The following is a 13,536-nucleotide window of genomic DNA, read 5'->3' on the forward strand; positions in this document are numbered from 1 at the left end:
CACCCTCCAATGAGTTGCAAAATGCAACCTATTTGAGGCTAGGGCATAATGGTTTCAGATTGCAACTCATCATGGAGGGGTCAGTGGACGTCACACTCGCCGCGGGAAGCGCTTGGACCGACCCGGCCTGCCCGGTCGCACGGACCGTCGACCTGGTGGGCGACCGCTGGAGCCTGCTGATCGTCCGCGACGCGATGGACGGGGCGACGACCTTCACCGAGTTCCATCAGCGGCTGGGGATCGCCCGCAACATCCTCACCGACCGGCTCCGCAAGCTGGTCGAGCACGGAATCCTCGACAAGAGCGCCGCCACCGACGGCAGGCGGCACACCTACCGGCTCACCGAAGCCGGGCAGGATCTCTTCACGGCCGTCGTCGCCCTCCGCCAATGGGGTGAGCGCCACGCCTTCGCGCCGGACGAGCCGCACTCCATTCTCGTCGACGGCCAAGGGCGGGAGCTTCCCGAACTCCACTCGCTCGGCCAGGACGGCGCGCCGCTCTCCGCCGAGGCGTCGCACGTCCGGAAAACCGCCGGAACCCGTCCGGCTTAGGAAGGGGATGGGCTCGTGTCCAGGTCGACCAGGTTGCGATCCGGGTCGGCGGCGTCGTACAGCACGCGAACGCGGGTCCGGCCCCGCAGGCGAGGACCCGGGTCGTCGTGGAGGTGGTCACTGACCGCGGTGTAGGTCCGGCCCGTCCGCTCGTCCTGCCACGTCGCATGGACGACGTAGGGGTGCCGGTTGTTCACCTGCACGCTGAGGTCGCGTCCCACATGGTCGATCTCCGCCCACACCTGCCGGCCCTGCTTCCACAACCAGGCTCGCAGCCGGGCGATCCGCCGTCCCTTGACGAACAGGATCGCACCGATCGGGGTGAACACCACGCCCAGCCCGCCGACGATCAGCGGGGCGAGGAACGCCGACCAGAACGACGAGATCCGCGCGTCGGACGGATCGTCCGGGTCGTAGGCGACGGGTACGCCTTCGCCTTTCTCGTAGGACGGTGGGTTGCCACCGGTGGAGCTCTGGAAGGAGTACCGGCTGCCGTTGACGGTGAACTCCACGGTCGGGTACCACGAGGTGCTGCTGCGGGTATGGCCGTCGGAGCTCCGCGTCGTGGTGGTCCGTTCCGTCAGCGCGACCACGGTGCCGTCGGTCCGTTCGGCCGAGGCCAGGAAGCTCGCCGTGGAGACGGCCAGCGCGACGCCGACGCAGAGCAGTAGCAGGCCGATCAGCCCGAAGATCCCGCCGACCAGGGTGAAGAACCGTCCGTTGCGCATGGGACGAGTCTGCCCAACGCGGAGCACCATGTCGTGCGCCCCCCTGTCCGAGCAGCCCGCGGACGCAAATGTCAGGCGGTGCCGAAACTTCGGGCAACCAAGATCAATAACCAGGTGTGCGGATCTTGGGCGTTGGGATAGCGTGCGGCGATGAGTTTCCGGCTGGCGGCGTACGCCGTGTGCATCGAGGACGGACGCGCGCTGCTCGCCCATTACGTGGGACCGAAGGGCGATCGGCGGTGGACTCTTCCGGGCGGGAAGGTCGAGCACGGGGAGGATCCGTTCGACGCGGTCATCCGGGAGGTTGCCGAGGAGACCGGCTGCGACGGGGTGGTCGAACGCTTGCTGGGTGTCGATTCGAGAGTGATCCCCGCGGCCGACCGCCTGCCCGGCCTGCCAGAACACCAGAATGTCGGCATCTTCTACCAGGTTCGGATCACCGGTGGCCAACTGCGGCCTGAGCCGAACGGCGAAACCGCCGAGTCGGTCTGGACGCCGATTCCCGACGTCGCCCGCCTCCGCCGATCGTCATTGGTCGATGTCGGCCTCGCCCTGGCGCGGACCCTTCCGCCAACCGGTCATGTCGGTCCCGTCCCGGTCGGCGGCTTGATCGAGCACTGAGCATTGCGGACCTGGTGTTGTCCCGGCTCATCGCGTCATTCCTGTGGCGCCTCCTCGCCGGATCGGGGCACCAGCCGGATGATCGGTAGTTCCCTGTCGGTCTTGCGCTGGTACTCGGCGAAGCGGGGCGCGGCGGTGGTGATCTGCTCCCAGGCCTGTTGGCGTTCCGTCCCATGGAGCTGCTCGGCGATCACCGCCACCGTGCGGCCCTCGACCTCGACCTGGGCCTTGTCGGGATGGGCGGCGAGGTTGTAGTACCACGCCGGGTTGCCCGCCGCTCCGGCCGCCGACGCCACGATCAGCCAGCTACCGTCCTCGCCGGGGAAGTAGCCGACCGGCGTCGTACGCTGTTGTCCGCTCTTGCGGCCGACGCTCGTCAGGATCAGGGCCTTGAACCCCATGGGCGTGCGGCCGCCTGTGCGGCGGATCCGCCTGGTCATCACCTTGTTCAGCCATCGAAACGCCCGTCCGGCAGGCTGGCGGCTGCCGCGGGTTCCCGCTGGGGTGTCGAAGCTCATGGGACCTCTCCCTGGTGGCGTGGTTGCCGTTGCTGTCTGTCCGTACGCGGGTCATGTCCGGCCGGCGAGGCGAGCCGGGGGCACTTGATGAAGGGGGTGCGCCTCGGTTATGCGCCGGGCCCGGTATGGACGGTGCGCCGCACATCGATCTTCTGGTCGTGGCTGAAAGGCAGCCCCTCCAGGTTGAAGCTCCACGACACGTCCGGCGTGATCCGCATGTAGGGGGCGGGCCCGAACTGGCCCTGGCGTTCGACGAGTTCGGCCTCGCCGTAGATGCGCAGGTAGCGGGGCGTCCACGGTTCGGCGGACGCCAGGTCGTCGACGACGAGCGCGACCTTGGTGTTCCCGGCCTGCACGTTGCGGAACTTCCGGGTCCTGGCCGGATCGAGCCCGCCCACGTACACGAACGTCCCGTCGAACTCGAACCCCACCGGCACCACGTCCGGCTGCCCGTCGGCCGACACGGTGGCGATGCGGGCCAGTTGCTGGGACCGCAGATAGGCGATCTCCACCTCGTTGAACGACACCTCAGGTCTCCTCACATCAACAATCGTTAATGAAGCATACTGTACGCGTCATTAACTATATTCACCGTGTACCATAGCTTTGTGATCAAAACGGGGCAAACGATCGTGGGGGAGACTGCAGGGCATGAGCTGGACGTCGCCGCCGGGCTGGTCCAGCTCACCGGCCTCGTGCAGGGCATGTACGCGCGCGTCTCCGATCGCCACGATCTGACCCCCGTCCAGGCCAAACTGCTGTGCATCCTGCTCGACGGCCCCAGGGGCATGGCCGAGCTGGCCCGCTGCTTCGGCGTGGAGAAGGCCGCCCTCACCGGCCTCACGGACCGGGCCGAGCGGCGCGGCCTCGCCCAGCGTTCACCCGTGCCGGGCGACCGGCGCGCGACGCAGGTGACCCTGACCGAGACAGGCCGCCAGGCAGCAGTCGCCTTCCACGCCGAGGTGGGCGCGGAACTCGACCGCCTCATCTCGCCACTCACACCCGACAGCCGCGAGCACTTCCGCGGCGCGATGGCCGAGATCATCGCCGAGTGCAGGGCCGCGTCCGCCCGGGGCGAATGCTGACGCCGGGCCTCACCCGCTCGGCAACAGAGATCTCTCCCTCTTCACCTGCGTCATCCTCGCCCAGCTGAGCGGCCACGAGATAGGCAGACGATTTGCGGTTGTCCTTTCCGTCGGTCACGGCGATTCGTCGTCGGCCTGTGGTTTATTCGCATCCTTTTCGGCAGGGGCCTGATTTTCCTCGGCAGGCAGATAACTCACCATGAGCAGGTTGATCCGGCGGGCACTGACCGAAACAGCGCCGACTCCGCTGAGTACGGTTTCCGTGGTTCCCTTCGGTGGGCGATAGGTGATCGGGTCGGTAAGGACCAACTCCCGATCGGCTGACTCCTCGACCGACCAGTTGAACGACATCAGCCACCCGGCGACATACGAATCGTCATCCAGGAAGCAGCCGATGTGAACCCGCATATCCGGATACTGATTGAACAGCAGGACCCACGCGGACGCGGCCGAATCGTGCTGAGCCGAGGGAACGATCCGGCGCAGCACGGCTGACCGGTCCGATATCCTCCTGAGCCCGGTGGAAGCGCTGATCGACGCCAGGATGACGGCCAGGGCGAGCACTGCCAGGCTCCACCAGCCCAGCGAGGCGTAATGGACACGCGTATAGCCATCAGGGTCACGGACAAGAGCTCCGATGTCCGGTGTTCCAGTGGGCCACATGATGCGCAGGAGTGTGAAAAACAGGAGCGCCGCGCCATCGGCCAGCACGCTCACGTACGCGATGCCGATGACTTCACGGACGGGCGACAAGGGAGGCTTTGCTCTGTTTCGGTCGCGGATCACCGAGTGGGCGAATCCAGGCATGAGAAGGATGACGAACAGGAGTAAGCCGATGAACGTTGCGGGAAAAGGCATTCTGCACAAGCTTTCTGGGCTCATGTGTCCATGTCGCGGATCGCAGAGCTATTATCGTCACATTCACTCCTGGTGACGAGAGGAGGGCGGGATGGCGACGGAAGACGCAGACCACCCCGTGCCCGCCGAGCGGCAGGAAGATATCGCCGAGCGCGAGGAAAGACCCGGCAACGTCGAACCCGCCCCCGCACCTCGAACGCCACCCCGGTGGCGTGGTCACGTCAAGGCGCCGCGGGCGGTGAAGCCCTCGCCGGCCACGCAGAAGCCGGCCGCTCCGCCCGCCCAGCCACCGGAGGCTTCCGGGGGAGAGAAGACCAGCTGACAGCAGCCGACGAGACGGGTGGTCGCGGGGTGCTGACGGATGAGCGGTGAGTCGGAGGAAGAGCGGCGGCTGAGCGATGCGCTGGCCGACGGCGATCGCGCCTTCGAGCTCTATGAGATCTTCCGGGCCCGGGGCGACGCTCAGGCGCTGACGGAGTCGGTGGCACTGCTGCGCGACGTCGCGCGGCGCCTTCCTCATGGCCATCCCGAGCGCCCGGGAACGCTGGCGAACCTTGGAGCCGTTCTCGGCTACCGGTACAGCTCGACGGGCGACATCCGCTACTGGCATGAAGGCGTACGGGTGCTGCGCGAATCCGCCGCCGAGCCCGGGCGGTCCTCCGGGGACGAGGCCCGGGCACTCACCAACCTCAGCGGCCTTCTGCACACGGAGGGGGCGCGAAGCGGTTCGGTGGAGTTGCTGGGAGAGGCGGTGAGGACGGCTCGCGCGGCGCTGGAGGCCGCCGCCGAGGCAGGCCGTTCCGATGAGGACGCCCGGCGGGTTCTCGCCGTCGCCCTGGTGAGCACCTTCGACATGACCGGCGACGGAGACGCTCTGGACGAGGGGATCAGCGTCCTTGAGGAACTGGTCACGCGGACGGAGTCCGCCGGTGAGGCGGCGGCCATCCGGATGACGAGCCTGGGAACCGCTCTGGGCCACAGGTTCCGGCGCAGCGGCGACGAGGACGTTGCCCGGCGAGCGATAGAGGTCTTGCGGAACGCCATCGCCGCCACCCCGCCGCAGGGGCCCGGTCGTCCGGCCAGGTTGTGTTCCCTGAGCATCGCACTGGTCGAATGGTATGAGTTGCGCGGCGAGGAGGACGCATGGCAGGAGGCGGTCGCCGCGCTCAGGCAGGCGCGAGCGGACGCCATCGCACCCGACACCCCCTGGATCCTGTCGAACCTCGGAGGCGCCCTGCTGTCCAGGTACAACACCGCCGGCGATCCCGGCGTGCTGGTCGAGGCCGTGGAGGTGCTGGAGGAAGCGCTGGGCCTGTTGCGCCCCGATGACGCCCTCGCCTGTCTGGTGCTCACGAACCTCTGCTCGGCTCAGCTGCACCTGTTCCGCGTGACCGGTTCCCGAGACCTGCTCGCAAGGGCGCGGGAAACCGGCGAACGCGCTGTCGGGTGGACGCTGCCCGGTATGGCGGAAAGAGCCACTGTCCACGGAAACCTCGGCGCGATCCTGCTGGAGGAGTACGAGCAAACGGGTTCGGAGGAGACACTGACACGCGCGGTGGAACTGCTCGCGCAGGCGACCGCGACGGCCGAGGGAAGGGGGCTGGGACGTTGCCTGGCTAACCTCGCCACGGCGCACCTGGCACGCTATGAGGGCTACGGCGACGTGGCGGCGCTCGACGCCGCCGTCGAGGCCGCACGAGACGCGGTGGACGCCACGCCCGAGCCGGACCTGCCGCGGATCGTGCGACTGGCGAACCTGGGAACCATGTTGCACGCCCGCCATACGCGTCTCGACGACGCCGGCGATCTGAGGAGGGCCGCCGTGTCCCTGCGGCTCGCGGTGCGGCTCCTGGACGCTCGCGCCCCGCAGGCGACACAGTTGAAGGCCGGGCTGCTGTCCAACCTCGGCGAGTTGCTCAGGACCGAAGCCGACACCGTCTCCGATCCCCACGCACTCCTGACCGAGGCCGTCGAGGCCCTGTCACAGGCGGTGATCCTCGAGCCTGAGACGAGCCCGGCCAGGGGCATTCGCTTGACCAACCTCGGCTCCACCCAGCTCAGCCTCTTCCTGCGCACCGAGGAGCCCGCCCTTCTGGACGCGCTGCTGGAATCACTGCGCCTCGCCGTCGCCGCCATGCCGCCCGGCAATCCGACACGGGTCGTCTGCGAGGCCAACCTGGCCACCGGCCTGATCATTCGCAGTGAACGCGAAGGAGACGCCACGGCTCGTGCCGAAGCCCTGGGCCACCTGCGAGAAGCGGCGCTGGACAGGGCCGGGGCCGCCACCCACCGGGTGTGGGCCGCCTACACCTGGGCCCAGCTCGCCGCCGGGGATGGTCACCTCGACGAGGCGCTGGAAGCGTTCCAGACCGCTGTCGCCATGCTGCCGTACCTCACCCACCAGCGGCTGGGCGCTCCCGACCGCCGGCGCCACCTGGTCGACCTGTCCGGCCTGGCCTGCGATGCCGCGGCTTGCGCGTTGCAACGCGGGCGTCCTGGAGACGATCTGCTGGCACTGAGCCTGCTCGAACAGGGGAGAGGCGTGCTGTTCGAGCAATCGGTCGGCGGGCGGGACGAACTGGCGGTGTTACGCGAGCACAGGCGTGAGCTGGCGGATCGGTTCGAGCGGATCACCGCCGAACTCGAGCGGGACTTCACGACGCCCATGATCGAGGAGCGGCCTGGCCAAAGCGGGATCGTCTCGGCCGCGGCGCTGATCAACGAGCGCTACTCGCTCTCGGCGGCCCGGGACGAGGTAGTGGCCGACATCCGAGCCAGCGGGGTGCCCGGCTTCGAGCGCTTTCTCGCCCCGATCAGCAGCGCGGACGAACTACTCGAAACGCCTCCAGACGGTTGCGTCATCATGGTGAACCTGAGCGAGTACCGCTCCGACGCGCTCATCCTGACCGGCGGGCGGCTGCGTACCGTACCGCTTCCCCATCTGACCCCAGCGGCGGTGACCGCGCACATCGGCGCGTTCCGGGCAGCGCTGGACGAGCTCACAGAAGCAGAAACCGAGACCTACGCGGCTTGCCTGGCACGCACGCGTGACGCCTTTCACGACGTCGCGAGCTGGCTGTGGGAGGTCGCCGCCGGGCCGTCGCTGAGCGAACTGCGGTCCGGCGACGACGCCCGCGCCCTGCCGCACGTCTGGTGGATCCCGACCGGGATCCTCGCTCAGTTCCCGCTGCACGGGGCAGGCCGGCACACCGCCGACGGCAAGGCCTCCTCGACGGTACGGTCGGAGGCGTCGTCCTCGTACGCGTCCACCGTCCGCGGCCTGCGACGCGCTCAGAGGCTGGCCGCCTCGGCCGCGGAGTCCTCCGGCGGCCTGGCCGTGGCCATGGGTCACACGCCGCTGCTGGGCAAGGACGGCGATCTGCCGCAGGCACGGGAAGAAATGGGCATCGTACGGGAGATCCGCCCCGGTACTGTGACGCTGGCCGACGATACCGCCACTGTCCAGGCCGTTCTCGCGGCGCTGGCCGAGGGCGGCAGCAGTCACTTCGCCTGCCATGCCGTCTACGACGTCGAAGACCCCTCGCAGAGCCACCTGATGTTGTACGACGGCCCGCTCTCGGTCGCGGACATCTCGCGCCTGCGAGCCGGGGGCGGTGACCTGGCATACCTGTCGGCATGTCACAGCGCCCATGCCGGAGATCTGCTGCCCGACGAGGCCATCCATCTGACCTCGGCGTTCCAGATCATCGGCTACGCGCATGTCATCGCGGCGCTGTGGCCGATCGCGGACGAGGACGCCGTCGCGGTCGCCCGCAGGTTCTACACCGCGCTGCGTTCCGGCACAGGCGCTGCCGCGAAGCCCATTAGCGCCGCCCTCCACGAGGCGGTGGACGAGCTCTACACGCGTGACCCGCTGGACCCCCTGCAGTGGGGCATCATCCACGCTGGCCCGTAGATCTCCGTTCCCGAGGGCGAGGCGTCAGCCGCGGACGCCGTCGCCTTGTGGAGGTCATGCCGGGAACCACGCCGTACATCCCACATGGCCAGCTATTTCGCCGCAGGCACGAATGTGTCCTGGATCGATAAGGTATGCCCCTGTATGCGAGATGCCCAGGACGTCGCGTACGCCCAACCGCTGGGTCCGCGTGCGATCCAGCCACACCTCTGCGGGGATTCGTGGTCCGGTCATGAGAGCCCAGGCACAACGGGGTTCCGCGGTCCAGCGGAGGATGACGGTGGCCTCCCCGCGCGGAGAGATGATGGTCGTCCTCGCGCCTTCCCGGAGCACGCCGGCGTCGTTGCCCAGTTCGATGGCGCGCTGGCGGCGCCCAAGGTACCCGTCGCATGCGTCGACGGGAGACAGGGACCCCGCCAGGAATGGCACCGACATCGACAGGATGAGTACGGCGTACAGAACGCTCTGTACCCGACGCGATCGTGCGGGGACCGCGGCAGGCGGGCGCTCGGCGGAGCGGGTCATCAGCCACAGCCGGGCCATGAGGAATCTGGCCGCGGCACAGGTCAGCAGGTACCAGAGGCCCAGTTCCACGCCCACGGCGGGCCAGGCTTCGCGAACCATGCCGGTGAACTGGCTGTACAACTCCCCTGAGCCGGGCGTGTTCCGAAGAAACAGGCCGTCGAAGCCCGTCATGAGCAGGGCACTCATGAACGTCAGAGCGCCGGTCGCGTTTCCCGACAGAGCGAGGAGGAGGGCCGCCCCGGCCGAGGAGACCACAGCGTCCCGGCGGAGGCTCGGTCGCGTATCGGGTGTGGTGAGCGAGGGGGCGAGAACGCTCCACCAGGCCGCGGCGCCGGCGCCGCAGACGCCGACCACCACTCCGGCGATGACATGACCGGACAGGACGGCCAGTGCGAGCCCGCCCGCCGCGGTGAGACCGAAGCCGATGCCGCGCCTGGTCCATCCACGGGGGACCGGGCCCAGCTTGACGGGCAGCCGGCCGCGGGCGCAGATCCGGCGGTCGGCCGCGGCGCCGAGGACGAGAGCGGTGGTCAGGCCGTACCACCAACCGGACACAAGACCGGCGATCAGGCCGGTGGCGACGGCGCACAGCAGCGGCTGAAGCAGGGCGGGGGTTCGGAGGTGCGTTTCCCACCACCGGTCCGCGCCTGGGGAGGCGTGGCCGGCCCGGGTCGAGGCCGCGATCCGGCTGTAGATCGACAACAGCAGCCAGAGCGCCGAAATCGCCACCAGGGGCGGCACATACGCGGGTGCCGGAGAGGGGAATGCGAGCAGACCCCACAGCACGATCTGCGCGACCACCACGATGAGCAGCCCGATCGCGCCGACCGCGTACGTGGCACGTGACACCGCCTTCGGCCGGATGAGACTGCCCAGCGACTCCGCCGCTGAGGGGCGATCATCGGGCACTTTGCTCAGCGACTGGGCCACGAGGTCCCGCAGTTCCTGATCCAATCCGTGCAGGTCGGGCGGTTCACGCAGGATGGCATGGCGGAGCTCACGCTCGGTCCCGCCGGGAAACGGCCACCGGCCGGTGCCGGCGAAGGTGACGACGCAGCCCCAGGCGAAGATGTCCGTTGCGGCGTTCGGCGTGCGGCTGGTCCACTGCTCGGGCGCCATGAGCTGGGGAGTGCCGGGTTGCCGTTCGCCTCGGGTGACCTCTACCTGGTCGTCGAGGCAACGCGCGAGCCCCAGGTCGATGACGCGTGCTCCGGAGGCCGACAAGATGATGTTCGACGGCTTGATGTCACGGTGCACGATGCCTGCCCGGTGGAGGTCGGCGAGGCCCCGGAGCAGGTCCACGGCAAGCCGGCGCAGATGGGGAGCGGGTAGTGGCCCGTGGCGCTCGATCTCCTGGGCGAGGGTCGGACCCGGCACGTACTCGGTCACCAGATAGGGCCGGGTCCCGGTTTCCGCTGCCACCAGCGCGGGCGTGTAGGGGCTCCTGAGCCGCCAGGCGATGACGGACTCACGGGTGAAGCGCATCCGGAACTCGGGCCGAGCGGCCAGATGCTCGTGGATCATCTTCACCACGACCAGGCTCTCGTCCCGGGCCCCGGCCAGGTACGCCACCCCCATGCCGCCCGCGCCCAAGCGCCGCAGCAGACGGTACGGGCCGATGCTCTCCGGATCGTCCCGTTCCAACGGGGCACCCGGCCGGTCGTTCTCAGCTGTGGTCATCGGAGCTCATCGGGTCCTAGGGACACCGGCCGGGATAGGGGACATCAGGAAGATACTCGCGCCATACGCCTCGGGAGGGCGTGGCGAAGGACGGGGAGGCGCACAGCGCCGCTCGCAGGAGTGCGGGATCAGTTCCCCAAAGGCATACGGTAAGGTCGTCGCCGCCCGCCGCCAGAAGCTTTCCGTCGGGGCTGAACGCGGTGGCCCACACCGGGCGACGCTGCTCGAAGAGAGGTGTGGAGACGCTCGTGTCCGACAGAGTCCACAGTCGTACCCTCGCGTCGTGGTCATTGTCGTTACCGGTGGCGAACATGCTGCCGTCAGGACTGAACGCGGCCGAGTGATTGAGCTTGGCGAAGCTGCCGAAGTCGGTCTCAGGACGAACGTCGAGGGCGACCGACTCGGACACCCGCAGCCGCCGCACCATGTTGCTTCCGCCGAGCACGCCACTGACTATCGCGACGACGCCGTCGTCGACAGGGTTGCTGATCACGTCGCCTATGGACACGAACATGTCGGGGATGCGCATGGGTGGATCATGACGGCCGGGATCGGTGTCGCCGAGGCGCCACAGTTTGACCGTGGACTCATCCTCGCAATCTCCCGCCGTGACGAGCACTCGATCCTCTCCGCAGAAGGTCACTCCCCACACATACCGGAGGTGACGGGTGCGGACCGTATGGTCGAAGACCCGCAGCGGCTTGCGTGTGTCAGCCGGGTCCCAGATCTTGGCGAACCCGTCTGACCCCGACGTGGCCAGCAGGCGGCCGTTGCGACTGAAGCGAAGCCGGAGCACCTCTGACTCCGCGTCGTGTGCCCTGAATCGCGGCAGCTCTCTCCCGACGCTTCGCAGATCGCGGACCTTCGTGACGAAGCCATCCCCGTCGCCGAAGAACAACGTGCCGTCGGGGCCGAAAGCCGCGCTGAAGAGAGGCGACACGTTCGTGAATGCGACGACCGGAGCGCTGAAGTTCTGTCCGCGGACGTCCCACAGCCGCACGGTCGCATCGAGACCGGCACTGACCAGCATGCCGTTCAGCGGGTGGAAGGCGAGGCCCTTCACCGAACCGCCGTGTCCTCGCAGGGTCGCGATCCTGGCGTGCCGCAGCAGGTTGGCCCGGGCCGGCGGTGTCGGTCGTGTCACGTACGCGGCGAGGTCCAGCCTGCCCGCCAAGTCCGGGTCGCTGTCGCGCAGACGGTCGGCGACTGTGGCGATGGCATTCGCCTGATCAACGATCGGCAGGGGCGCGACACGAACGGAGTCACGCGACAGCGATACGCCCGCCAGCCCGGCCATCATCCCGACCGCGGTTCTGCGGCCGATCCGCTTCGCCGTTGTGGGGGTGCGGGGCGTCAGCACGTCCAGGGGTGGGTTCAGCCGGGTCCGCAGCACCCCGATGGTGGGACGCGCCGCGGGATTCCTGTCCAAGGCCTGCCGCACGAGAGGGCGCACGATGGCATCGAGGCCGGTCAGATCGGGGGCGTCCGCCAAGATCGCGCGGCGCAGCGCGAGTTCGCTCCCGCCGGCAAAGGGCCAGCGCCCCGTTGCGGCGTACATGATCAGGCATCCCCAGCCGAACACGTCGGTCGCCTCGGTGATCGGCTCGTCCCGCCACTGTTCGGGAGCGAGCAGTTGAGCGGTGCCGGTCGGCCGCCAGATCTGCTGGTCGCCGCTGGTACGGGAAGCGCCGAGATCGATCAGCCGTGGGCCGCTGCTGGAGAGGATGACATTGGCCGGGCTCAGATCTCCGTGCACGATCCCGGCCCGGTGCAGGTCACCGACGGCGGTGAGCACGTTGACGGCCAGGTGGCGCAGGCCGGGCCCGCCGAAGAGCCGGCGCCGAAGGATCTGTTCGTCCAGCGTGGGGCCGTGGACGAACTCGGTGACCAGATACGGCGGGGAGGTGTTCACGTCGGCTTCCAGCACAGCGGAGACATGGACGCTCCGGAAGGCGCGGCCATGCTGGGCCTCTCGTGCCAGACGCGCCCGCGCGTCCTTCCAGAGGTGCCGGTGTGGCACCTTCACCGCGCCCTTGCGGCCCTTACCGTCCTCTCCCAGGTACACCGTGCAGGCGTTTCCCAGACTGAGGCGGTGGCGTAGCGCGTAGCCGCCGATGATCTGAGGATCCGCCTTCGTCAGCGGCGTCGCCCGCTCGAACCGGTCGCGCCCCTCGAAGAGAACCATGCTCGTCGCCATCGAGCCGCCGGGTCCCGGGTACGACGGCGGCAGCGTGGGAGGGTTCACGTTCTGCCCGCCCACCCGGGTCGGGACGATCCCCGGGTAGATCGGGGTCCGCGAAGGCTTGGCGCGGCCCGAGTGCGCCTGTTCGATCCCGGCCAGTAGCCGGCGTCGCGCCTCGTCCTCGGTGGCTCCCATCAGGTCCACCCAGACGATCCCGGTGAGCATGCTGGGCGTGCGGCATTCGGCCACCTGGACAGGCACCAGCCGCCGCTCGCTCCCGTGCTGGTCCGCCCGCAGCGCGGTCGTCCATTCGAGCCGGCCGTAGACGGAATGCAGGTAGTCCTCCGACAGCACCACCAGCGTCCGCCGGGCCTTGCTGACTCCTTCTTCCATGGTCGCGGTCCAGTGCACTCCCGGAACGAAGTCCCATTCCTGCACCAGAACGCGGTAATCCGCCTTCTCCAACTGCCAGGCGATCCACACCGCCCACGCGGCATCGGACGCCGTGTAGGAGATGAAAAAATCGCGAGCGATATCAGACATCATCGCGTCCGGCTGCGATATGCAACGCAAAGCTCATTCCCGACCCTCTTCACCCCTCGCACGCCGAAAGCCGGGTCTCCCCGGGGCTTCGCGCCTCGGCGCGCGATCAACATTGGACCGCGGTCGTCACCTCGTCAAGCAGAAGAAACCATTCCCTATGGTGCCGGCGTTGGTCGTCGAGTTATTGATCTGTTTCCGATTCGCGGCGTTCATGGACAAGGAAGCCCGCCCGCATGATGTATGTGGGATGCTCGTCGTCCAGACGCGAGGAGAAGGGCGGCACGAATGGTACGTGGCGTCCTGGCGTTACTACTGGTGCTGGCAGGTTG

General features: G+C 68.5%; 11 protein-coding genes. 5 read left to right on the forward strand and 6 right to left on the reverse strand.

Features of this window, described 5'->3' with window-relative positions:
- The first annotated feature begins 83 nt into the window (after positions 1-83).
- Positions 84-551, forward strand: a complete 468-nt coding sequence (locus ACFPZ3_RS62050; protein ID WP_379523811.1) for a winged helix-turn-helix transcriptional regulator — start codon at positions 84-86, stop codon at positions 549-551.
- Here the strand turns inward: ACFPZ3_RS62050 and ACFPZ3_RS62055 are convergent.
- The gene (locus ACFPZ3_RS62055) at positions 548-1,279 is read right to left on the reverse strand and encodes a DUF3592 domain-containing protein (RefSeq protein WP_379523812.1); all 732 of its coding nucleotides are present in this window, start codon (positions 1,277-1,279) and stop codon (positions 548-550) included. The two genes, ACFPZ3_RS62050 and ACFPZ3_RS62055, sit on opposite strands and share 4 nt — an antisense overlap.
- A 150-nt stretch (positions 1,280-1,429) precedes the next feature.
- Here ACFPZ3_RS62055 and ACFPZ3_RS62060 point away from each other — a divergent pair, with 150 nt between their 5' ends.
- Complete coding sequence (locus tag ACFPZ3_RS62060) at positions 1,430-1,900, forward strand: NUDIX hydrolase (protein WP_379523813.1); 471 nt, start codon at positions 1,430-1,432, stop codon at positions 1,898-1,900.
- A gap of 35 nt (positions 1,901-1,935) precedes the next feature.
- Here the strand turns inward: ACFPZ3_RS62060 and ACFPZ3_RS62065 are convergent, their stop codons facing one another.
- On the reverse strand, positions 1,936-2,418 hold the full coding sequence (locus ACFPZ3_RS62065; protein ID WP_379523814.1) for a nitroreductase/quinone reductase family protein: 483 nt from the start codon (positions 2,416-2,418) through the stop codon (positions 1,936-1,938).
- A gap of 107 nt (positions 2,419-2,525) precedes the next feature.
- Positions 2,526-2,945, reverse strand: coding sequence for a PPOX class F420-dependent oxidoreductase (locus tag ACFPZ3_RS62070; RefSeq protein WP_379523815.1), 420 nt, complete (start codon positions 2,943-2,945; stop codon positions 2,526-2,528).
- A gap of 81 nt (positions 2,946-3,026) precedes the next feature.
- On the opposite strand from ACFPZ3_RS62070, the gene ACFPZ3_RS62075 reads away from it, so the two are divergent.
- A complete protein-coding gene (locus ACFPZ3_RS62075; RefSeq protein ID WP_379523816.1) occupies positions 3,027-3,503 on the forward strand; it encodes a MarR family winged helix-turn-helix transcriptional regulator in 477 nt (158 codons plus the stop codon).
- A 114-nt stretch (positions 3,504-3,617) separates the two neighbouring features.
- On the opposite strand, the gene ACFPZ3_RS62080 is transcribed toward ACFPZ3_RS62075, so the two are convergent.
- Complete coding sequence (locus ACFPZ3_RS62080; protein WP_379523817.1) at positions 3,618-4,361, reverse strand: DUF6338 family protein; 744 nt, start codon at positions 4,359-4,361, stop codon at positions 3,618-3,620.
- Positions 4,362-4,452: 91 nt separating this feature from the next.
- Between ACFPZ3_RS62080 and ACFPZ3_RS62085 the strand changes: the two genes are divergently transcribed.
- Complete coding sequence (locus ACFPZ3_RS62085; protein ID WP_379523818.1) at positions 4,453-4,683, forward strand: hypothetical protein; 231 nt, start codon at positions 4,453-4,455, stop codon at positions 4,681-4,683.
- A gap of 39 nt (positions 4,684-4,722) precedes the next feature.
- Positions 4,723-8,277 (forward strand): CHAT domain-containing protein, encoded by a 3,555-nt coding sequence (locus ACFPZ3_RS62090; protein WP_379523819.1) that lies wholly within the window; start codon positions 4,723-4,725, stop codon positions 8,275-8,277.
- A gap of 54 nt (positions 8,278-8,331) precedes the next feature.
- On the opposite strand, the gene ACFPZ3_RS62095 is transcribed toward ACFPZ3_RS62090, so the two are convergent.
- A complete protein-coding gene (locus ACFPZ3_RS62095; RefSeq protein ID WP_379523820.1) occupies positions 8,332-10,482 on the reverse strand; it encodes a serine/threonine-protein kinase in 2,151 nt (716 codons plus the stop codon).
- A gap of 16 nt (positions 10,483-10,498) precedes the next feature.
- The gene (locus tag ACFPZ3_RS62100; RefSeq protein WP_379523821.1) at positions 10,499-13,207 is read right to left on the reverse strand and encodes a TIR domain-containing protein; all 2,709 of its coding nucleotides are present in this window, start codon (positions 13,205-13,207) and stop codon (positions 10,499-10,501) included.
- Positions 13,208-13,536: the final 329 nt, after the last annotated feature.

This window comes from Nonomuraea insulae, assembly GCF_042656245.1.

What these genes read in the sequence shown, in the direction of transcription:
- ACFPZ3_RS62055 (WP_379523812.1), bottom strand. Translation starts at nt 1,279, where the DNA reads ATGCGCAACGGACGGTTCTTCACCCTGGTCGGCGGGATCTTCGGGCTG.
- ACFPZ3_RS62060 (WP_379523813.1), top strand. Translation starts at nt 1,430, where the DNA reads ATGAGTTTCCGGCTGGCGGCGTACGCCGTGTGCATCGAGGACGGACGC.
- ACFPZ3_RS62065 (WP_379523814.1), bottom strand. Translation starts at nt 2,418, where the DNA reads ATGAGCTTCGACACCCCAGCGGGAACCCGCGGCAGCCGCCAGCCTGCC.
- ACFPZ3_RS62080 (WP_379523817.1), bottom strand. Translation starts at nt 4,361, where the DNA reads ATGCCTTTTCCCGCAACGTTCATCGGCTTACTCCTGTTCGTCATCCTT.
- ACFPZ3_RS62085 (WP_379523818.1), top strand. Translation starts at nt 4,453, where the DNA reads ATGGCGACGGAAGACGCAGACCACCCCGTGCCCGCCGAGCGGCAGGAA.
- ACFPZ3_RS62090 (WP_379523819.1), top strand. Translation starts at nt 4,723, where the DNA reads ATGAGCGGTGAGTCGGAGGAAGAGCGGCGGCTGAGCGATGCGCTGGCC.
- ACFPZ3_RS62095 (WP_379523820.1), bottom strand. Translation starts at nt 10,482, where the DNA reads ATGACCACAGCTGAGAACGACCGGCCGGGTGCCCCGTTGGAACGGGAC.
- ACFPZ3_RS62100 (WP_379523821.1), bottom strand. Translation starts at nt 13,207, where the DNA reads ATGTCTGATATCGCTCGCGATTTTTTCATCTCCTACACGGCGTCCGAT.